Origin of the sequence: Sphingomonas eleionomae (genome assembly GCF_049889035.1) — a bacterium.
GTDB lineage: Bacteria > Pseudomonadota > Alphaproteobacteria > Sphingomonadales > Sphingomonadaceae > Sphingomonas.
Genome location: NZ_JBLTWP010000002.1, coordinates 801365 through 822262 on the forward strand (window position 1 = coordinate 801365; position 20898 = coordinate 822262).

Below are 20898 nucleotides of genomic sequence, written 5' to 3' on the forward strand. Positions count from 1 at the left end.
GCCTTGTCGTCAGTCGCTGGTCCGGTGCATCCGACCGCGGAGCATCCAATAGGCAAGGCCCCCGGCAACCAGTGCCCCGCCCGCGATACGCGCCGGGTGGAGCTGTGCGGCCAGCGCCAGGCTGGATTGCCGGACGAAGCGCCGCTGATTGGACGCCACGCGCCCGTCGCTGCGCGGTTCGAACAGGTTATCCGAAGTACCCGGTTCCGGCGGCTGATCCGTGGTCTGGTTCCATCGGCCGAACAGCTTGGCGATCGGCCAGTCCGACAGGCCGGGCACCAGATTGCCGACGATGGTGGCCGACATGCCGGCCCCGCCGACCAGCAATTCGCGGCGGGGATTGGCAGCGGCAAAGCAGATGGCCTTTGCCACTAGGTCGGCGCTGTACAAGGGCGGCGGGATCTGGGCCGGTTTGCCCAGCCGGTTGCGGGCGTGTTCGGGATAGGGCGTGTCGATGCCGTGGGGCTTGATCAGGGTGACCTGGATTGGCGCCCCTTCCTGTTGGAGTTCGCTGCGCAGCGCCTCCGTAAAGCCCAGAACTGCGTGCTTCATCGCGGAATAGGCGCCCTGCAGCGGGGCGGCGCGTTCGGACAGGACCGATCCGACATTGATCAGCGTGCCGCCGCCGGTCGCCTTCATCTGTTCGACCGCATGCAGCGATGCGGCGACAGTGGCGAAATAGCCGACGTCGAACACCCGGCGCTGTTCGTCCAGCGTGGTCTGATCCAGCCGGGCGAACAAAGCGACGGCCGCATTGTTGACCCAGGTGTCGATCGGGCCAAGCGATGCCAATGCCTTGGCGGAGATCCTTTGCGCTGCGTCTGCATCGGCAACATCCACCGCCAGATGGTCGGCGGTGCCGCCCGCCTGACGGATATCCGCCACGGCCTGTGCCAGCGCATCGTCGTTGCGCGCCACCAAGAGCACCCTCGCGCCAGCCGAGGCTGCCATGCGTGCGGTGGCAAGGCCGATGCCGGACGACGCGCCGGTGATGACCATGACCTGCTGGTTCAGGGGTTTCTGCCGGATCATGCCGCCATCCCCGGCTTGAGCACGATCTTGGTATACTCATTCTGTTCGTCGCGGAAATGGCGATAGCCGTCCGCTGCCTGTTCGAGCGGCAGGCGGTGCGAGATCAGGAAGGTTGTGTCGATCACCCCGTCCGAGATCATCGCGAGCAGGTCGCCCATATATTTCTGCACATGGGTCTGACCGGTCCTGAGCGTGACGCCCTTTTCCATCACCGCGCCGATCGGAAACTTGTCGGTCAGACCGCCATAGACGCCGGGGACCGAAATCCGTCCGCCCTTGCGCACCGACAGGATCGCCTGTTTCAACGCCGAGGTCCGGTCCGCCCCGATACCGATGGTCTGTTTGGCGATATCGATCATGTTGTCGATGGCGAAGCCGTGCGCCTCCATCCCGACCGCGTCGATCACCGCATCCGGCCCAACGCCGCCGGTCATCTCGGCAAGCGCTTCGCGCACACGGGTTTCGCGGAAGTTGATGATGTCGCAGCCAAGTCCGCGCGCCAGTTCGAGCCGGCGGGGATAATGATCGATCACGATGACGCGTTCCGCACCCATGATGCGGGCACTTTGAGCGGCAAACAGGCCGACCGGTCCCGCGCCCCAGACGGCAACGGTATCGCCCGGCTCGATCGCGGCGTTTTCCGCCGCCATCCAGCCGGTGGGAAGGATGTCGGACAGGAAAAGTACCCTGTCGTCGTCCAGCCCGTCATCCTCGATAACGATGGGTCCGACATCGCTGAACGGGACACGGACATATTCCGCCTGTCCGCCCGGATAGCCGCCGGTCAGGTGCGAATAACCGAAGATGCCCGTCATCGGATAGCCGTAGATGGTTTCGCCCATTTCCTGGGTTTCGACCGGATTGGAATTGTCACAGGCGCTGAATTGCTGCTTCCCGCAGAAATAGCAGCTGCCGCAGGAGATGGTGAACGGCACCACCACGCGCTGGCCGCGCTTCAATGTCGAGCCTGGGCCAGTTTCTTCGACGATGCCCATGAATTCGTGGCCCAGAATGTCGCCCGGCCGGGTGCCGGGGATCACGCCGTCGAACAGGTGCAGGTCGGATCCGCAGATCGCCGTACTCGTCACCTTGATGATCGCATCGCGGGGATTGACGATCATGGGGTCCGGAACCGTGTCGACGCTGACATTCTTGGTTCCGTGAAAGCAAAGGGCGCGCATCAGACCGTCTCCTCATGATCAAGGCGGTTCCTGGCGGTGGCAACCTCACCGGTTTCCATCTGCATCTTGAACCGCCGCAGGTCGCGGCGCGACTGGATCGCCGGTTCGCGCTGGAGCAGGCTGGCCACAGCCTGTCCGACCACCCCGAGCGGCGGCTGATAGGCGATGACCAGTTCGACATAGGTGCCGCGATTGGCCGGGGCATCGCGGAAGGTCACGCGGCCCTCGGTTTCGATCTCTGACGTTTCGGTGGAACGCCACGCGATCAGTTCGCCCGGCCGGTCCTGTGCGACGATGGTTTCCACGCTGACCGTACCGCCGCCCGGCGCCTTGATCCGCCACCCACTGCGTTCATCGTCGATCCGCTCGACGGCTTCCAGATTTTCCATGACCAGCGGCAGGTTGCTGAAATCTCGCCAGAAATCGTAAAGTTCGCTGCGCGATGGCTTTGCGATCAGGACCGTCTTGCCGGTGACCCGTTTGTCGTCCGAAGGCTTGCGCCGGGCCGTTCGGCCGGGCGCGTCATCATGCGATCCTGTGCCGCTCCGCGTGCGGCCGCCGATGGCCAATAGCCCGCCGACAGCCGCAGCCACACCGATGGCCGCGCCCGTCAGCGCCAAATTCTTGCGCTGCATGGGATTATCCCCTGTTTGTCCGGTTGTTGCGCAGTGAGCGCATCAGGCGGCCGAGGGTTGCCTGCAAATGAACGATTGCGATGAAGCGAGGTGCGAGCGCGATCAGCCGAGCCGGTCAGGACGGCTTTGCCGGGTCAGCCTGCCGCTTCCTGTTTGCGACGGCGTCGCCATGCGATGGACTGTCGGTTCAGCGCGGGCAAGTCGGCAGTTTCCGCCAGCACCGCCTCGCCCAGCGCAACCGCCCGGGCAAGCAGGGCGGCATCCGCATGGGCATAGGCCGGGCGGCCAGCGATGTGATCGTACCAGACGCCGCCTGCCGCATGATCGAGCAGCACGCGCTGAAAGCAATGATCGGCGCGGATCGGCCAGCGACGTGCGCTGGCAATGCCGGGAAGGTCTTGGCGGGTCAGCACCAGCCAGCGGGATTCAAGCGCGGCGCGGTCGGTGATCATGGCAATGCGATTATCCGGCCGGATGGCAGGAGCAAAGTCCCTGCCGTCCGCGCCGGATGCGGCCGGGATCAGCGGTGCCGATCCCGTCGCCGATGCGCATCAGATGTGGATCGGCTTGCCCATCACAGCCATCGCCGCTTCCTTCAGCGCCTCCGGATGCGTGGGGTGCGCGTGGCAGGTGAGCGCGATATCCTCGCTCGTCGCGCCAAATTCCATCGCCTGCGTCGCCTGAGCGATCATGGTGCCCGCGACCGAGGTGATGATCCACACGCCCAGCACCTTGTCCGTCTTGGCATCCGCGATGACCTTTACGAAGCCGTCCGGCTCGTGGTTGGTCTTGGCGCGGCTGTTGCCGGCCATCGGGAACTTGCCGACCTTGATCTCGCCCTTTTCCTTTGCCGCTTCCTCGGTCAGGCCGATGCCCGCAATTTCGGGCATGGTGTAGACGACCGACGGGATCAGATCGTGGTTCACGATGCCGTGCAGCCCGGCGATGTTTTCGGCAACCGCGATCCCCTCATCCTCCGCCTTGTGGGCGAGCATGGGGCCGGGGACGACGTCGCCGATCGCCCAGATGCCGTCGACGGCGGTCTTGAAGCTGTGATCGACCTCGATCTGGCCACGCTGATTGACCGACAGGCCCGCCTTGTCGAGCGACAGGCCGTCGGTGTTGGGACGGCGGCCGATCGCGACAAGCACCGTGTCGGCGGTCAGGGTTTCGGCATCGCCGCCCTTGGCCGGTTCGATCGTGACGGTCGCCTTGCCGCCATCCACCGCAACACCGGTCACCTTGGTGCCGGTCTTGAATTCGATGCCCTGCTTCTTGAACAGCTTCAGCGATTCCTTGCGGACATCGCCGTCGAAGCCGGGCAGGATCTGGTCGAGATATTCGACCACGGTCACCTTTGCGCCCAGCCGCTTCCACACGCTGCCCAGTTCAAGGCCGATGACGCCGCCGCCGATGACGACGAGATGCTCAGGCACCTTGGGCAGTTCGAGTGCGCCGGTGGAATCGACCACGACCTGCTGATCCACCTCGACGCCGGGCAGCGGGGTGACGGACGAGCCGGTGGCGATGACGATGTGCTTTGCGCTGACCGTCTGATCGCCGACGGTGACGCTGTGGGCGTCGGTGAACGCGGCGCGGCCCTTGAGCCAAGTGACCTTGTTCTTCTTGAACAGGAACTCGATGCCGCCGGTCAGGCCCTTCACCGCATCCAGCCTCTGCGCGTGCATGGCATCGAGGTCGAGGCTCACCTTGTCGAACTTGACGCCCAGCTTGGCGAGCTTGCCGCCGGCCGCTTCCTCGAACAGCTCGGATGCGTGGAGCAGCGCCTTTGACGGGATGCAGCCGACATTGAGGCAGGTGCCGCCCAGCGTCTCGCGGCTTTCCGCGCACGCGGTCTTCAGCCCCAGCTGCGCCGCGCGGATCGCCGCGACGTACCCGCCGGGACCGGCACCGATCACCAGGACGTCATAGTCATATTCAGCCATGTTCTGCTCCATTCGCCCCCGGCAACATGGGGGCGGTTTGGCGAAATTACAGGTCGATCAGCAGCCGGGTCGGGTCCTCGATCGCGTTCTTGATCGCGACCAGGAACGTCACCGCCTCGCGGCCGTCGATCAGGCGGTGGTCGTAGCTGAGCGCCAGATACATCATCGGGCGCACCACCACCTGGCCGTCGCGGACCACGGGGCGGTCCTCGATCCGGTGCAGGCCGAGCACGGCGCTCTGCGGCGGGTTGATGATGGGCGTGGACATCAGCGAGCCGAACACGCCGCCGTTCGAGATGGTGAAGGTGCCGCCCTTCATCTCGTCCATCTTGAGCGTGCCGTCCTTGGCGCGCTTGCCGAAATCGCCGATCGTCTTTTCGATGCCGGCGACGGTCAGGCTTTCGGCGTTGCGGATCACCGGCACGACCAGGCCCTGTGGTGCGGAAACCGCGACCGAGATGTCTGCATAGTCGTGATAGACGATTTCATCGCCCTGAATCTGCGCATTGACGCCGGGAATGTCCTTCAGCGCCTGGCACGCAGCCTTCACGAAAAAGCCCATGAAGCCGAGGCGGACGCCGTGCTTTTTCTCGAACAGGTCCTTGTACTTCGCCCGCGCCTCGATGACCGCGGTCATGTCGACATCGTTGAAGGTGGTGAGGAGGGCGGCCGTGTCCTGCGCCTCCTTCAGCCGCTTGGCGACGGTCTGGCGCAGACGGGTCATGCGGACCCGCTCTTCGCGGCGACCCGGCGCGCTTTCGCTGGCGACCGGCGCCGCAGCGGCGGCAGGGGCGGGTGCCGCCGGGGCGGGCGCGGCCGACTTGCCGGCGGCGGCTGCCTCGACATCTTCCTTGGTGATGCGGCCGTCGCGGCCTGTGCCCTTGATCGATGACGGATCGACGCCGAGTTCCAGCACCGCACGGCGGACGGCGGGGGACAGGGCGGCGGCATCCAGCGCCGGAGCGGGCGCGGCCGGAGCAGCGGGAGCGGCAGGCGCAGCCGGAGCCGCAGGGGCAGCCGGAGCGGCTTCCGCCTTGGGTGCGGCCGGGGCCGCAGCGGCACCGCCAGCGTCGATCATCGCGATGACCGCGCCGACCTGAACCGTGTCGCCCACCTTGGCCATATGTTCACCCATCACGCCGGCGGCGGGGGCGGGCACCTCGACCGACACCTTGTCGGTTTCAAGGCTTGCGATCGGCTCGTCAGCGGCGACGGCATCGCCCGGCTGCTTCAGCCATTCGCCGATGGTCGCTTCGGTGATCGATTCGCCCAGAACGGGCACTTTGACTTCGGTTGCCATCGTTTCTTATCCCTTCCGCGTCCGGCGGACTTCTTCGCGTACATTATGGCCCAGCGCATCGGCGATCAGCGCGCCCTGCTCCAGCTGGTGCCGCTTCATCAGGCCCGTCGCGGGCGATGCGGCGCCCGCACGGCCGGCATAGCGTGGCCGCTGGGGCTTGACGCCGGCATCGATCAGGCACTGTTCGATCAGCGGTTCGACAAAGAACCAGTAGCCGTTGTTCTTCGGCTCTTCCTGCGCCCAGACGACCTCTTCAAGGTTCGCCATCCGCTTCAGCCGCACCGTCAGCGGATCGCCGGGGAAGGGATAGAGCTGTTCGATGCGGACGATGGCCGTGTGCTTGTCCTCTGCCGCGTCGCGCGCTTCCATCAGGTCATAGGCGACCTTGCCCGTGCACAGCACCAGCCGCTTCACATCGGCATCGGCTGGCCCGTTGGGATCGGACAGGATGCGCATGAAATGCGTGTCGTCCAGGAAGTCCTGCGTCCGGGAAACCGCCATCTTGTGCCGCAGCAGCGATTTCGGCGTCATCAGCACCAGCGGCTTGCGGAAATTGCGGCGCATCTGGCGGCGAAGCAGGTGGAAATAATTGGCGGGCGTGGTCACGTTCGCGACCTGCATATTGTCCTGTGCGCACAGTTGCAGGAAGCGTTCCGGCCGGGCGGAGCTGTGTTCCGGCCCCTGACCCTCATAGCCATGGGGCAGCAGCATGACGAGGCCGTTGGCGCGCAGCCACTTGATCTCGCCTGCCGCGATGAACTGATCGATCATGATCTGTGCGCCATTGGCGAAATCGCCGAACTGCGCCTCCCACAACACCAGCGTCTTGGGGTCGGCCAGCGCATAGCCATATTCGAAGCCGAGCACGCCATATTCGGACAGCGGGCTGTCCAGCACCTCGAAGCTGCCGTGCGGGATTTCCATCAGCGGCACATATTTGTGCTCGTCGGTCTGATCGACCCAGACGGCGTGCCGCTGGCTGAAGGTGCCGCGCCCGGAATCCTGACCCGACAGGCGGACCCCGAACCCCTCGGACAGCAGCGAGCCGAACGCCAGCGCCTCGCCGGTCGCCCAGTCAAAGCCCTCGCCGCTGGCGAACATCTGCCGCTTGGCGTCGATCACGCGGGTCAGCGTCTTGTGAATCTGAATGCTGGCCGGAACCTCGGTCAGCGTCCGGCCCAGGCTGTCGAACAGCTTGCGATCGATGCCGGTATCCACGGCACGGCGCGCGCTTTCTGGGTCGGCAGGCGCGGACAGGCCGGACCAGCGCCCGGCGAACCAGTCCGCCTTGTTCGGCTTGTAATTTGCACCGGCCTTGAACTCGTCTTCGAGCAGGTCGGTGAACTGCTTCACCTTGCCCTCGATAAAGCTGGCGTCGATCACGCCCTGGCTTGACAGCTTCTGGCCATAAACGTCGCTGACCGGCGGATGCTGGCGGATCTTCGCGTACATCAGCGGCTGGGTGAAGCTCGGCTCGTCGCCCTCGTTATGGCCGAAGCGGCGATAGCACCACATGTCGATGACGATGTCGCGGTGGAACTTCTGCCGGAACTCGATCGCCATCTTGCAGGCAAAGGTCACTGCTTCGGGGTCATCGCCGTTGACGTGCAGGATCGGCGCCTGAACCCCCTTTGCCACGTCCGACGGATACGGCGAGGAACGGGCGAATTGGGGCGAGGTGGTGAAGCCCACCTGATTGTTGATGATGAAGTGGACGCAGCCGCCGGTGTTGTAACCACGGATGCCGGAAAAGCCGAGGCATTCCCAAACGATCCCCTGGCCCGCGAACGCCGCGTCGCCATGGATCAGCACGGGCAGCACCTGCTCATGCGCCTCAAGGTCGCCGCGCATCGTTTGAAGCGCGCGCACCTTGCCCAGCACGACGGGATCGACCGCTTCCAGGTGCGAGGGGTTGGCCACCAGCGACATATGGACGGTCGTGCCGTCGAATTCGCGGTCGGTGCTGGAGCCCAGGTGATATTTGACGTCGCCCGATCCGCCGATTTCATCGGGATTGGCCGATCCGCCGGCAAATTCGTGGAAAATCACGCGATAGGGCTTGCCCATCACATTGGCGAGCATGTTCAGCCGGCCGCGATGGGCCATGCCATACACGATTTCGCGCACGCCCATCTGGCCGCCATATTTGATGATGGCTTCCATCGCGGGGATCATCGCCTCGCCGCCATCCAGGCCGAACCGCTTGGTGCCGACATATTTCTTGCCGAGGAACTTTTCCCACTGCTCGGCCTCGATCACCTTGGACAGGATCGCCTTCTTGCCCTCTGGCGTAAAGTCGATCGCCTTGTCCTGACCCTCGATCCGGTCCTGAAGGAAACGGCGCTCCTCCACATCGGCAATGTGCATATATTCCAGGCCGACATTGCCGCAGTAATTGCGGCGCAGGATATCGACCAGTTCGCGGACCGTCGCGGTCTGCAGCCCCAGCGCGCCGCCCAGATAGACGGGGCGGTCAATCTCGCTGTCGGGGAAGCCGTGATATTCGGTCTTCAGATCGTCCGGCAGCTCGCGGTTGGACAGGCCGAGTGGATCGAGATTGGCGGCAAGGTGCCCGCGCACGCGATAGGTGCGGATCAGCATCATGGCGCGGATCGAATCGCCGGCGGCCTGCGCGATCTGGTCCGACGACGGTGCGGCGGCAGGGGCGGCCTTGGCCGCGGCGCCCGGCTTTGCGGGCTTGGGCGCTGCTTCCATCTGGGTGGGATCGAGACCGGCGGTCAGCGCGTCGGTTTCGGTCAGCGGCCAGCCCTTGCGCTGCCAGCTTGGCCCGGACACCGCGCCCTCAAGCCCTTCGAACCAGGCCTGCCAGCCGGGTTCGACCGAGCCGGGGTCCTGCCGATACCTGGCGTAGAGCGATTCCACGAACGCGGGGCTGACCCCGGCCACCGCATCGAAATCCAGACCTTCGTAACCCATGACAACCTCCATCCCTCTCCCGCTGGCGGGAGAGGGTTGCGCAGACTTGGCCCGGACCTGATCCGGGCTTAGTCGAAGCTGGGTGAGGGTGGGCTTTCCTTGCTGAGGCGAAGGCCACCCTCATCCAACTGCACCTAAGCGCTTGCAGCGCCAAGGTTCCGTATCCTTCTCCCGCCAGCGGGAGAAGGGTTAAAGGTTCACCCCTTCAGCACATCGACCAGCGTTTCGCCGAGCAGCGAGGGGCTGGGCGAGACGCGGATGCCGGCGCTTTCCATCGCGGCGATCTTGTCCTCTGCGCCGCCCTGGCCGCCGGAGACGATCGCCCCGGCATGACCCATGCGGCGGCCCGGAGGGGCGGTGCGCCCGGCGATGAAGCCGACCATCGGCTTCTTGCGCCCGCGCTTTGCCTCGTCCTTCAGGAACTGCGCCGCTTCTTCCTCGGCGCTCCCGCCGATTTCGCCGATCATGATGATGGATTCGGTCGCATCATCCGCCAGGAACAGCTCGAGCACGTCGATGAAGTTCGTGCCGTTCACCGGATCGCCGCCGATGCCGACCGCGGTCGTCTGACCCAGGCCCGCATTGGTCGTCTGGAACACCGCTTCATAGGTAAGCGTGCCCGACCGGGAAACAACGCCGACCGACCCCTTTGAAAAGATCGAACCGGGCATGATGCCGATCTTGCATTCGCCCGGCGTCAGCACGCCGGGGCAGTTCGGGCCGATCAGCCGCGACTTCGACCCCGACAGCGCGCGCTTGACGCGAACCATGTCGAGCACCGGGATGCCTTCGGTGATCGCGACGATCAGCGGCACTTCGGCGTCGATCGCCTCAAGGATCGAATCGGCGGCGAAGGGCGGCGGCACATAGATGACGGACGCGGTTGCGCCGGTCTTTGCCACCGCTTCGGCCACGGTGTCGAAATTGGGCAAGCCCAGTTCCTCATGCACCGTGCCGCCCTTGCCGGGCGTCACGCCGCCGACCATCTGCGTGCCGTAATCCAGCGCAGCCCTGGTGTGGAAGGTGCCGGTCTTGCCGGTCATCCCCTGCGTGATGACCTTGGTATTCTTGTCGACGAGGATGCTCATCTAGTCTTCGCTCCCTTGTTCCCCGGCAATGGCCGGGGCAGCGCTAATGTCAGGCCAGGCTCTCGTCGATGCCCTTGCACGCGACCAGCAGTTCCTTGACCGCGTCGACGCTGACCTGAAGGTTCGCCTTGGCCTCGTCCGTCAGGTTGATTTCGATGACCTTTTCAACGCCCCCAGCGCCGATGATGACGGGCACGCCGACATAGAGGTCGTCGACGCCATACTGACCGGTCAGGTGCGCCGCGGCGGGCAGGACGCGCTTCTGGTCATACAGATACGCCTCGGCCATCGCGATGCCGCTGGTTGCCGGGGCGTAATAGGCCGACCCGGTCTTGAGCAGGCCGACGATTTCGCCGCCGCCCGAGCGCGTGCGCTGGACGATCGCGTCGATGCGCTCCTTGGTCGAAAAGCCCATGGCGATCAGGTCGCTGACCGGGATGCCGCTGACCGTCGAATATTCGAGGACGGGCACCATCGTGTCGCCATGGCCGCCCAGCACGAAGCTGTTCACATCCTTGACCGACACCTTGAACTCTTCGGCCAGGAAATGGCTGAAGCGGGCCGAATCCAGAACGCCGGCCATGCCGACGACCTTGCTGTGCGGCAGGCCCGAAAATTCGCGCAGCGCCCAGACCATCGCGTCGAGCGGGTTGGTGATGCAGATGACGAACGCGTCGGGCGCGTTGGCGGCGATGCCTTCGCCCACGGCTTTCATCACCTTGAGGTTGATGCCGAGCAGGTCGTCGCGGCTCATCCCCGGCTTGCGGGCGACGCCGGCGGTGACGATGATGACGTCCGCGCCCGCGATATCGGCGTAATCGTTCGATCCGGTGATCGAGGCGTCGAACCCTTCGACCGGGCCGCACTGCGACAGGTCAAGCGCCTTGCCCTGCGGAATACCCTCGGCAACGTCGAACAGGACGATGTCGCCAAGGCCCTTCAGTGCTGCGAGGTGGGCTAGGGTGCCGCCGATATTGCCGGCGCCGATCAACGCGATCTTCTTGCGAGCCATGGGTCTCCCTTTCTGGGCCATGCGGGCACTCTCCACGACCCGCGGAAACGGGTGGGCATTAAGCCGATCCATAAGCGGGGGCAACTAAAGAATCATGAAAATCCGGGAAATCTTTGCATATGCGAATGATGTGCAATAAGGACTTTTGCGGATGCGAAGGGACGGCGTGACAAGTGTTCGACGCTCTGGCACGCTGGTGCCTTCTTTCCCAGGGGAGCACAGATCGGATGAAGCGGATTCGGGCCGGGTTGCTGGGTGCGGGCATGATGGTTGCGGGAATCGGGGCAGCGGCGCTGGCGGCCGATCCGGCCCCGCGGGTCCGCCCGCCCGCCCTGGCCGAGGTGGAAACCGTGGTGGTGGCAAAGGACGTGCCGATGCCGCGGTTCCGCGTCGACGCCGCCTGGCCGACGCTGCCCGCCGACCTGATGCTGGGGCAGGTTTCCGGCGTTGCCGTCGACGGCGATGACGATGTGTGGGTTGTCCACCGCCCCCATTCGCTTGGCCCGACCGACACGGGCGCTGCGCAGACCCCGCCCATCGCCGTCTGCTGCAAGCCGGCACCTACGGTCGTCCGGTTCAGCCGGGCGGGCGCGTATCTGGCCGGATGGGGCCTGCCCGATACCGGCCCGGTGCTGGACGGGGTGAACCAATGGCCGAAAAGCATTCACGGCGTTTATGTCGACAAGGCAAAGACGGTGTGGTTCGGCGGCAATGGCGATGGCGACCATGCGGTGCTGAACTTTACCGCCGACGGCAAGTTCATCCGCGCCTATGGCCGGCGCGAGCAGACCGGCGGCAATGCGGACCTGACGACATTCGGCAATCCGGCGGACGTGTTTCACGAGGATGGCGAGCTGCTGGTCGCGGATGGATACAAGAACAAGCGGGTCATCGGGTTCGACAGCCGGACCAACCGGAATACGGCAGCGTTCGGTGCCTATGGCGGTCCCGCGACCGGACCGGCCCGCGCCGGCAATTTCGATCAGAGCCAGGCGACCAGCACCGGCGATGGCGGGGCCAATCCGGCGTCCAGAAGCTTTGGCGATATCGTGCATTGCATCGTCAAGACGAAGGACGACCATTATTATGTCTGCGACCGGCGCAACAACCGGGCGCAGCTGTACCGCAAGCGCGCCGGCAAGTTCGAGTTTGTCCGCGACCTGGTGATCGCGCCGGAAACCGGCGGCACGCGGACCGTGACTGACATCGCGATGAGCCCGGACGAGAAGTATCTGTATGTCGCCGACATGATGAATGGCCGAATCTGGATCCTGCTGCGCGAAACGCATCAGGTGCTGGGCGCGATCGGCCGCAATGGGCGACAGGCGGGCGAGTTCATCTGGCTGCACAGCATCGATACGGATTCGCAGGGCAATATCTATGCGACCGAGGTGAATACCGGCCGGCGCGTGCAGAAATTCGTGTTCGAGGGCGTGCGCTGACCGGATCGTCGGCGCAGGCTCAGTCCGCGCCGTGCCCCTTGGCCAGATAGTCGAAGCTGCGCATTTCGTTGAGGCGGCTGACGGTGCGCTGAAACTCGAACCGGCCATCGCCTTCGGCATAGAGCTCCTCGGGCGCAGCGTCGGCGGCGGCCAGCAGCTTGACCTTGTGTTCGTACAGCGCGTCGATCAGCGTGACGAAGCGCGCGGCCTCGTTGCGGTTTTCCGGGCCAAGGCGCGGGATGCCGACCAGGATGACGGTGTGGAACCGGCGGGCGACCGCCAGATAATCCGCCGCGCCGCGCGCTTCCCCGCACAGCCGTTTGAAGCTGAATACCGCAACGCCCTTAAGCGATTTGGGCACGTGGAGCATGCGGCCGCCGCGCACGTCCAGTTCCTCGACCGGCACTTTCGCCCGGTCCTCGACCGGATAGTCGGTCAGGCGGAAAAATGCGGCGGACAGCGCGGCCGTCGCCTCCGGTCCGTTCGGCACCAGCCAGGTGTCGATGCGGCCCAGCCGGTCCAGCCGGTAATCCACCGGACCGTTCAGCGCCACGACGTCACATTTATGCTGAATAAGGTCGATGAACGGCAGGAACAGCGACCGGTTGATCCCGTCCTTGTACAGGTCGGTCGGGGCGCGGTTGGACGTTGCGACCACAGTGACGCCGCGATCGAACATCGCGGTGAACAGCCGCGACAGGACGGCGGCATCTGCGGGATTGTTGACGATCATCTCGTCAAAGGCGAGCAGCCGCACTTCCTCCGACATGGTGGCGGCGACCGGCTGAATGGGGTCGGGCACCTGACTGCCGCGGGCGATGTGCAGGCGGTGATGCACCTCCTGCATAAAGGCATGGAAATGCACGCGGCGCTTTCGCCGGATATCCAGATGCTGAAAGAACAGGTCCATCAGCATGGATTTGCCGCGCCCGACATCGCCCCACAGATAGACGCCGCGCGGCGGATCGGGCAGGCGGCCGAGCAGTTTCCACAGGGTCGATCCGCGTTTCGGCACCGCCTCCAGCGCCGTGGCCAGTTCGGCCAGCCGCTCCGCAGCCGCGGCCTGGGTGGCGTCCGGGCGCAGTTCGCCGCCCGCAATCAGGGCGCGATATGCGGAAAGGACCGCGCTCATCAGCGCGGTCCCCATCCATTCCGTTCAGGCATGGCGCGCGTCAGAGAACGCGCTCGACCTGCATCTTCTTGATCTCGCCAATGGCGCGGGCCGGGTTCAGCCCCTTGGGGCAGACATTGGCGCAGTTCATGATGGTGTGGCAGCGATAGAGGCGGAAGGGATCTTCCAGCTCGTCCAGCCGCTCGCCGGTCATTTCGTCGCGGCTGTCCGCCAGCCAGCGATACGCCTGAAGCAGGATGGCCGGGCCGAGGAACCGGTCGCTGTTCCACCAATAGCTGGGGCAGCTGGTCGAGCAGCAGGCGCACAGGATGCACTCGTACAGACCGTCCAGCTTGGCGCGATCCTCCGGCGACTGAAGCCGTTCCTTGCCCGAAGGCGGCGGCGTCACCGTCTGCAGCCAGGGCTTGATCGACGCATATTGCGCATAAAAATGCGTGAAATCGGGAACCAGGTCCTTGATCACGTCCATGTGCGGCAGCGGCGTGATGCGGATCGCGCCCTTGATATCCTCAATCGCCGTGGTGCAGGCCAGCGCGTTCTTGCCGTCGATGTTCATCGAGCAGGAACCGCAAATCCCCTCTCGGCAGGAGCGGCGGAAGGTGAGGGTGGGATCCACCTCGCCCTTGATCTTGATCAGCGCGTCGAGGACCATCGGGCCGCAATCGTCCAGATCGACCTCGAACGTGTCATAACGCGGGTTCTGACCGCTGTCCGGATCGTAGCGATAGATCTTGAACTGCTTGGTGCGGGCGGCGCCTTGCGGCGCCTTGTGAACCTTGCCCTCGTTCTTAATCTTGCTGTTCTTTGGCAGGGCGAATTCGGCCATGGTCACTTCCCGTTGCTGTTTGTACCGATCTGGCGAGCGCACGCCGCCAGTCAAGACCCGCACGCGTTACAACAGCCGGGCCGCCCTCGCAAATGCAGCAGAAACGAATTTTGCGATCATGGAACGGAATTGAATCGAACAGTCGGTATCAGATGACGTCCAGCACCAGGCCCAGATCGCGGGCTTGCTCTGCCTCGATATACCAGTTTTCCGGGGCGCGGGCTTTCAGGTCATCAAGGTCGATGCGCGTGCCGGCGACAAGATCGGCGAACCCCTCTTCCTCGATCCGGATGGAATGTTCGATTTCGTGCAGCGCCGCCTTCAGGCTGGCGATACAGGTTTTGAGCGGGCCGTTCAGATCGACCGTCTTTGACAGGATGCGTTCGTGAATCATGATTCGCGTGCCGCGCGTCAGGAACCGCTTGTCCGCAGGAAAGGCCGCCATGAATGTGGCCCCGGCGGAATAGACCGCGACCTTGCCCAGAAACAGCAATTCGCGCCCGGTATAATCGCGCAGCATCCGCACCTCGTCCCCCATCAGGCGCGCGACCTCCGGATCGCCGCCCAGGGTGGACAGCGACAGGATGATCGGGCCGTCGCCGGGCGCTGCATCGACCTGTTGCCGGAAGCGGTCGAACATCGCGTGATCGACGGGGCCGGCAAGCTCGACGTGAGGTCGGGCGAACAGCGGATAGGGATGTGGGGACTGGTTCATGCGCGCCGAACGGGCGGTGGCGGGCAGGGTTCCCCGCCGGTTCGCGATCGGGCGAATAAATGCGCGGGAGGTCAGCGGCCCGCAAGCGCGGATTGATCGAGCATCGCCATGGCGGGGCGGCCCACCGGCTTGCCCGCCAGCCGGGGCGCGCGGGCATCCAGCGCCGTCAGCCAGGTGCGGGCATCTTCGCCGACGAAGAGCTGCGGCTCGCTGGATTCCACCCCGGCGGTCTTTTCCCATCCGGCGACCAGGCCCTGCGCCTCTGCAGCGGCATCGGCAAAGGGCTGTGGCTTGCGCAGGGCGCGGTTGACCAGCGCATCGCCGAAGAAGGTCCAGTCATTTTCCGCCGCACAGCCAAAGCTGGGCCGCCGCGAGGATGCTGCCGTCGCGATCACGCGCGTCGATTTGGACAGGAGGGGGATGAACACGCCCGAATAACAGGCGCTGATCATCACCATCGCCCGGTCGATTTCCAGCGTATCCAGCGTTGACCACAAGCGGAACGGCGAAATCGCGCCGAAACCGCTGTCCCCGTCATGATAGACAATGCCCCAGGGTGCGCCGTGGCTGGTCGTATAGAGGATCAGCACATCCTCCTTGCGGTCCATCCGCGCGGCGATCGCGGACAGTGCCGATTCGATATTGGCGGGCGACCCCATGGGCAGGGTGGACGGGCCGGTGCCGTCCGTTCCCGCCAGCAGGATCGTTCGCCCCTGCGCCTGATACCGGCGTTCAAGGACGCGTGCTGCCTCTCTCGCCTCCCGCCCGAACACGGGATCGCTGTCCATCCCGGCGACGAGGACATAGGCATCGACCATGCCGGGCCGCTGCGGTTTCAGCGCATCGACCCCGGCGGCCAGACGCCGCGATTCAGTGAGCGCCCATCCGGCGGGTCGTGCGCGTTCCATGGCCAGCCCGGCATCGGCCATCGATTGAAGCTGTTGCGGCGAGGCGGCGGCAACGCCTTGCTGGGCAAGGCCGGTATGGACGGGCGGGGTATAGCCCGCCTGCGGGCCGGGCGCAGCGGAACCGGCGAACACCGCCGCCAGCAGCGTCGCCCCGGCTGTCGACCAGCGCCTGATCCGTGGATGCCCCATGAGTCGCCAGCTTTCCCCCGCGGAACCGGGGCGTCAAGGGGGCTGAAAGGGCAGGAGCCTTTGGAAATCGGGGCATTCGTTCCTATCTTGGCAGGCATGACCCGATTATCGTTCCTGGACCTGGTCCCCGTCCGCGAGGGCGCGGGCGTCGCCGACGCGCTTGCCGATGCCGCCGCCATTGCCGCTCATGCCGAAACGCTGGGCTTTCACCGATACTGGGTGGCGGAGCATCACGGCATGGCCGGGGTGGCGGGCGGTGCCGCCGCCATCGTCATCGGCCATGTCGCCGCCGCGACCCGGACCATCCGGGTGGGGGCGGGCGGCATCATGCTGCCCAACCATGCGCCGCTGGTGATCGCCGAACAGTTCGGCACGCTGGCCGCGCTTCATCCCGGCCGAATCGACCTGGGCCTGGGCCGTGCGCCGGGCAGCGACCAGCGGGTGATGCAGGCGCTGCGCCGCACGCTGACGGCCGATCCCGACGGTTTCCCGCGCGATGTGATCGAGTTGCAGCGTTATTTCGCCGATGATGGCAACACCGGCATCCGCGCGACGCCGGGTGCGGGGGCGGATGTGCCGATCTATATCCTGGGGTCCAGCACCTATGGCGCACAGCTCGCCGCCGCGCTGGGCCTGCCCTATGCCTTTGCCAGCCATTTCGCGCCGCAGATGCTGGACGAGGCGCTGTATCTGTATCGCCGCGATTTCCGGCCGAGCGCGCAGCTCGATGCGCCCCATGCCATGGCGGGGTTCAACCTGTTTGCCGGGGAAAGCGATGCGGAGGGCGCGTTGCTGGCATCGTCGATGGAGCAGAGCTTTGTTGCGCTGCGCACCGGCAATCCCGGCAAGCTGAAGCCGCCGGTCCCCGGCTATCGCGACAGCCTGCCGCCCCAGGCGCGGGCGATGCTGGACGGCGTGCTGAGCGCCAGCGCGATTGGCGGGCCGGATACGGTTGCCCGGCAGATGCGGGCGTTCATCGACCGGACGGGCGTGGACGAGTTGATTCTGACCAGCGCGATCTATGACCAGTCAGCGCGCAAACGCAGCCTGACAATCGCGGCAGAGGCCATAGGGTGCAAGGCGCGGGAGGCGGCGGCAGCCTGAGCCGCCGCCGCGCCGCGGATCAATACACCCGCTTCTTCGGCTCGATATAGGCGATTTCGTCCGTCAGGGTGTAGTCGTGCACCGGGCGGTAGTCGATTTCGCACTTGCCGCCCTTGCCACCCCAGCCGTCGAAGGTGGCGATGGTGTGCTTCATCCAGTTGGCGTCATCGCGCTCCGGGAAATCCTCGTGCATGTGCGCGCCGCGGCTTTCCTTGCGGTTTTCGGCCGAACGGATGGTGACGACCGCCTGGCCGATCAGGTTGTCCAGCTCCAGCGTTTCGATGAGGTCAGTGTTCCAGATCAGCGAGCGATCCGACACGTTCACATCGGCCATGCCCTGATAGAGCGCGTCCATCTTGGTCACGCCTTCGGCCAAGAGGGCGCTGTCGCGGAACACGGCGGCGTGCTTCTGCATCGCCTTTTGCATATCGCCGCGCAGCTTTGCCGTCGGCGTGCCGCCCGATGCGTGGCGGAAATGGTCGAGGCGGCCGATCGCCAGCTCGGCCGAATCCTGCGGCAGCGGGTTGTGCGGGGCGTTGGGCTTGAGCAGCTCCTTGAGCCGCAGGCCCGCAGCGCGGCCGAACACAACAAGGTCGATCAGCGAGTTGGAACCAAGACGGTTCGCACCGTGGACGGACACGCACGCCGCCTCGCCCACCGCGAACAGGCCGGGGACGACCGTGTCCGGGTTGCCGTCCTTCAGATGGACGACCTCGCCATGATAGTTCGTCGGGATGCCGCCCATGTTGTAATGGACGGTCGGCACCACCGGCAGCGGCTGACGTGTCAGATCGACGCCGGCAAAGATCTTGCCGGTTTCGGTGATGCCGGGCAGCCGCTCGGCCAGCACCTTGGGGTCAATATGGTTCAGGTGCAGGAAGATATGGTCGGATTCCTTGCCGACACCGCGTCCTTCCCGGATTTCCATAGCCATCGACCGCGACACGACATCGCGCGACGCGAGGTCCTTGGCCGAGGGTGCGTACCGCTCCATGAAGCGTTCGCCCTCTGCATTGGTCAGATAGCCGCCCTCACCGCGCGCGCCCTCGGTAATCAGCACGCCGGCGCCATAGATGCCGGTCGGGTGGAACTGGACGAACTCCATGTCCTGAAGCGGCAGGCCGGCGCGCAGGACCATGGCGTTGCCATCGCCGGTGCAGGTGTGCGCCGAGGTCGCCGACTGATAGACGCGGCCACCACCGCCGGTGGCCAGCACGACGGCATGGGCACGGAAACGGTGGATGCTGCCATCGTCCATGCACAGGGCGATGACGCCCCGGCACGTGCCGTTTTCCATGATCAGGTCGAGCGCGAAATATTCGATGTAGAAATCCGCATCGTATTTCAGCGACTGCTGATAAAGCGCGTGCAGCATGGCATGGCCAGTACGGTCAGCGGCGGCGGCAGTGCGCTGCACCGGCGGGCCGGCGCCCATGTTCTGCATATGGCCGCCGAACGGGCGCTGATAGATCGTCCCGTCCTCGTTCCGGCTGAACGGCACGCCGGCGTGTTCCAGCTCGTACACCGCCTGGGGTGCCTCGCGGCACAGATATTCGATCGCGTCCTGATCGCCCAACCAGTCCGAACCCTTGACGGTGTCGTACATGTGCCACGACCAGTGGTCGGGCGTGTTGTTGCCCAGGCTGGCGGCGATCCCGCCCTGTGCGGCAACGGTGTGGCTGCGCGTCGGAAACACCTTGGTCACGCAGGCGGTCTTGAGGCCCGCCTCGGCCGCGCCCATCGTCGCGCGCAGGCCCGATCCGCCCGCGCCGACCACGACGACGTCGTAGGTGTGGTCAATGATCTTGTAACTGTCGGTCATCAGTCTGCGCTTCCCGTGAATGCGATCTTCGCGATGGAAAACAAGGCGATGGCCCCTCCGACAAACACCGCGGCGTTCAGAAGGACAAGGTAGACGATCCGCGTCTCATCCTTCTGATAGTCTTCAATCACGACCTGCAGCCCAAGCCGGGCGTGATAGAACAGGCTGAGCACCAGCAGGAACATCGGCACCGCCGCCCAGGGCGAGGCCAGCCATTCCGTCAGCCGGGCAAAGCCGAAGTCCGGCAGGATGGCAAGCGATGCCAGCAGCCAGACCATCAGGAACAGGTTGGACGCCGACGTCAGGCGTTGATGCCACCAATGGTGCGCGCCTTCCTTGGCGGATCCAAGACCGCGCACGCGGCCGATGCTGCTTCCCGTACCCATATCTTACTTCCCCGAAATCAGCGGCAGCCACTGGGCGTGCGTCAGATAAGCCCAGAACAGCACCGTTCCGCCGATCGACCAGACCATCGTCAGCAGCGCGCCGCGCTTGTTGCCGCGCAGTTCATAGCCCGCGCCGACATCCAGCACCCAGTGGCGGACGCCCGTGCCGATATGCTGGAACAGGCTGACCGTCAGGCCGATGCCGAGCAGATAGCCAAGCGCGTTCAGCGCGCCGCTTTGATAGGTGAACACGTCGCGGAACGCGGCATAGCTTTCCTCGCCGCCTGCCAGCGCCGCCAGAAACCAGACCAGCAGCGCCAGGCCGACCAGCGCCATGCCCGACCCGGTGGCGCGGTGCAAAATGGAAACCAGCATGTGCGGTCCCCATTTCCAGATGCTCAGATGCGGTGAAAGCGGTCGATTTTTCGGGCGCGCGGTAGCCAATTGGGTTCCCCTGAATGCTGCGTTGCCTATCTACGGCCGCGCGCGCAGGTTTCAAGCCGAATGACGCCGTTCCATGACTAACCAGCCTTTAACTCCTGCGCCGGTATCACCGGGCCGAGCGGAAATTCCGTCTTGCAAGGGAGCCGAAAGGGATCACGTGACCGTATCATCCAGCGCAACCGATCTGCCCACGCCAGGCAGCATTTCGGCCATGGTCGACCTGGAGGCCCGGCTGCGGGTGTTCGATACCGACCATGTGCTGATCGACAACGCGCGGGCCGTCTGGGCGGTGCTTGAAGCGGATATCCGCGCAATTTCAGAGGCCTATTGGCTGCAATGGTTGCGTTGTTTTGCCGACCAGCGGGTCTGGGCGACCCATGAGACGGAAAAGATGATCGACCTGGGCGTCGCATTCCTGCGCGACCGGTTTTTGAATACCGAACGGCGCGACTGGATCGAATCGATCGAGCGATCCGTTGCCGCCGCCTATGGCGCGGGTGTGCCGCCGATGGCGCTGCTGTCGATGATTTCGGCAAGCGACCGCACCGCGCTGGAAGTGCTGATGCGGAAGATGCCGGCGGGCGATCCCGATCTGGTTCGCCATGTCGACACGCTGATGCGGCTGTCCGCGCTGGAAAGCGACATCACGGTCGAAATCTACACCGGCTATCGCGCGTACAGCGCACAGGTCAGCCGCGAGCGGCTGGCCGCGGATTTCCGCAACAGCATCGGCTCGACTGTCGAGCGGGCCAGCCATGAAGGCCACAGCCTGCGTGCACAGGCGTCGCAGACATCGTCT

At 65.2% G+C, this 20898-nt stretch carries 18 protein-coding genes and 1 pseudogene; 3 read left to right on the forward strand and 16 right to left on the reverse strand.

All coding sequences use genetic code 11. The features are described from left to right. Positions 1 to 9 precede the first annotated feature (9 nt). The 9 genes from ACNI3Q_RS08060 to mdh form a co-directional block, all read right to left on the reverse strand. Positions 10 to 1032, reverse strand: coding sequence for an SDR family oxidoreductase (locus ACNI3Q_RS08060; RefSeq protein WP_426275567.1), 1023 nt, complete (start codon positions 1030 to 1032; stop codon positions 10 to 12). Continuing rightward, positions 1029 to 2213 (reverse strand): zinc-dependent alcohol dehydrogenase, encoded by a 1185-nt coding sequence (locus ACNI3Q_RS08065; protein ID WP_260021272.1) that lies wholly within the window; start codon positions 2211 to 2213, stop codon positions 1029 to 1031. Before ACNI3Q_RS08065 ends, ACNI3Q_RS08060 begins: the two co-directional genes overlap by 4 nt. Next, positions 2213 to 2848: an SRPBCC family protein gene (locus tag ACNI3Q_RS08070; RefSeq protein WP_426275570.1), complete on the reverse strand. Its 636-nt coding sequence runs from the start codon at positions 2846 to 2848 to the stop codon at positions 2213 to 2215. The genes ACNI3Q_RS08065 and ACNI3Q_RS08070 overlap by 1 nt, the downstream gene beginning before the upstream one ends. 134 nt (positions 2849 to 2982) lie before the next feature. Then, positions 2983 to 3300, reverse strand: a complete 318-nt coding sequence (locus ACNI3Q_RS08075; protein ID WP_426275572.1) for a GCN5-related N-acetyltransferase — start codon at positions 3298 to 3300, stop codon at positions 2983 to 2985. 99 nt (positions 3301 to 3399) lie between these two features. After that, positions 3400 to 4794, reverse strand: a complete 1395-nt coding sequence (gene lpdA, locus ACNI3Q_RS08080) for a dihydrolipoyl dehydrogenase (protein WP_426275574.1) — start codon at positions 4792 to 4794, stop codon at positions 3400 to 3402. A 46-nt stretch (positions 4795 to 4840) separates the two neighbouring features. Beyond that, complete coding sequence (odhB, locus tag ACNI3Q_RS08085; protein WP_426275576.1) at positions 4841 to 6094, reverse strand: 2-oxoglutarate dehydrogenase complex dihydrolipoyllysine-residue succinyltransferase; 1254 nt, start codon at positions 6092 to 6094, stop codon at positions 4841 to 4843. Between the two features lie 6 nt (positions 6095 to 6100). After that, positions 6101 to 9031, reverse strand: coding sequence for a 2-oxoglutarate dehydrogenase E1 component (locus ACNI3Q_RS08090; RefSeq protein WP_426275578.1), 2931 nt, complete (start codon positions 9029 to 9031; stop codon positions 6101 to 6103). Positions 9032 to 9228: 197 nt separating this feature from the next. Then, complete coding sequence (gene sucD / locus ACNI3Q_RS08095) at positions 9229 to 10119, reverse strand: succinate--CoA ligase subunit alpha (protein ID WP_426275580.1); 891 nt, start codon at positions 10117 to 10119, stop codon at positions 9229 to 9231. A gap of 49 nt (positions 10120 to 10168) precedes the next feature. Then, on the reverse strand, positions 10169 to 11131 hold the full coding sequence (gene mdh / locus ACNI3Q_RS08100) for a malate dehydrogenase (protein ID WP_426275582.1): 963 nt from the start codon (positions 11129 to 11131) through the stop codon (positions 10169 to 10171). Positions 11132 to 11358: 227 nt separating this feature from the next. On the opposite strand from mdh, the gene ACNI3Q_RS08105 reads away from it, so the two are divergent. Then, positions 11359 to 12573, forward strand: coding sequence for an NHL repeat-containing protein (locus ACNI3Q_RS08105; protein WP_426275584.1), 1215 nt, complete (start codon positions 11359 to 11361; stop codon positions 12571 to 12573). 19 nt (positions 12574 to 12592) lie between these two features. Here ACNI3Q_RS08105 and zapE read toward each other — a convergent pair whose 3' ends face one another. From zapE to ACNI3Q_RS08125, 4 genes are all read right to left on the reverse strand, one after another. After that, positions 12593 to 13705, reverse strand: a complete 1113-nt coding sequence (gene zapE / locus ACNI3Q_RS08110; protein WP_426275586.1) for a cell division protein ZapE — start codon at positions 13703 to 13705, stop codon at positions 12593 to 12595. Between the two features lie 40 nt (positions 13706 to 13745). Continuing rightward, a complete protein-coding gene (locus tag ACNI3Q_RS08115) occupies positions 13746 to 14531 on the reverse strand; it encodes a succinate dehydrogenase iron-sulfur subunit (RefSeq protein WP_260021282.1) in 786 nt (261 codons plus the stop codon). 148 nt (positions 14532 to 14679) lie between these two features. Further along, positions 14680 to 15246 carry an ATP-dependent Clp protease proteolytic subunit gene (locus ACNI3Q_RS08120; protein WP_426275589.1) on the reverse strand — a complete coding sequence of 189 codons (567 nt, stop codon included), beginning with the start codon at positions 15244 to 15246 and terminating at the stop codon, positions 14680 to 14682. A 71-nt stretch (positions 15247 to 15317) separates the two neighbouring features. Next, positions 15318 to 16343: a C13 family peptidase gene (locus tag ACNI3Q_RS08125; protein WP_426275591.1), complete on the reverse strand. Its 1026-nt coding sequence runs from the start codon at positions 16341 to 16343 to the stop codon at positions 15318 to 15320. Positions 16344 to 16439: 96 nt separating this feature from the next. Between ACNI3Q_RS08125 and ACNI3Q_RS08130 the strand changes: the two genes are divergently transcribed. After that, on the forward strand, positions 16440 to 17447 hold the full coding sequence (locus ACNI3Q_RS08130) for an LLM class flavin-dependent oxidoreductase (RefSeq protein WP_426275593.1): 1008 nt from the start codon (positions 16440 to 16442) through the stop codon (positions 17445 to 17447). A gap of 19 nt (positions 17448 to 17466) precedes the next feature. On the opposite strand, the gene sdhA is transcribed toward ACNI3Q_RS08130, so the two are convergent. The 3 genes from sdhA to sdhC are packed head-to-tail and all read right to left on the reverse strand — an operon-like array spanning position 17467 to position 20030. Further along, positions 17467 to 19269, reverse strand: a complete 1803-nt coding sequence (sdhA, locus tag ACNI3Q_RS08135; RefSeq protein WP_426275595.1) for a succinate dehydrogenase flavoprotein subunit — start codon at positions 19267 to 19269, stop codon at positions 17467 to 17469. Beyond that, positions 19269 to 19655 carry a succinate dehydrogenase, hydrophobic membrane anchor protein gene (gene sdhD, locus ACNI3Q_RS08140; RefSeq protein ID WP_260021287.1) on the reverse strand — a complete coding sequence of 129 codons (387 nt, stop codon included), beginning with the start codon at positions 19653 to 19655 and terminating at the stop codon, positions 19269 to 19271. Before sdhD ends, sdhA begins: the two co-directional genes overlap by 1 nt. 3 nt (positions 19656 to 19658) lie before the next feature. Next, entirely contained in the window at positions 19659 to 20030 is a 372-nt protein-coding gene (sdhC, locus tag ACNI3Q_RS08145; protein ID WP_426275597.1) for a succinate dehydrogenase, cytochrome b556 subunit, read from the reverse strand. A 226-nt stretch (positions 20031 to 20256) separates the two neighbouring features. On the opposite strand from sdhC, the pseudogene ACNI3Q_RS08150 reads away from it, so the two are divergent. Continuing rightward, positions 20257 to 20898 (forward strand): annotated as a pseudogene (locus ACNI3Q_RS08150) (methyl-accepting chemotaxis protein); the annotation flags it as partial.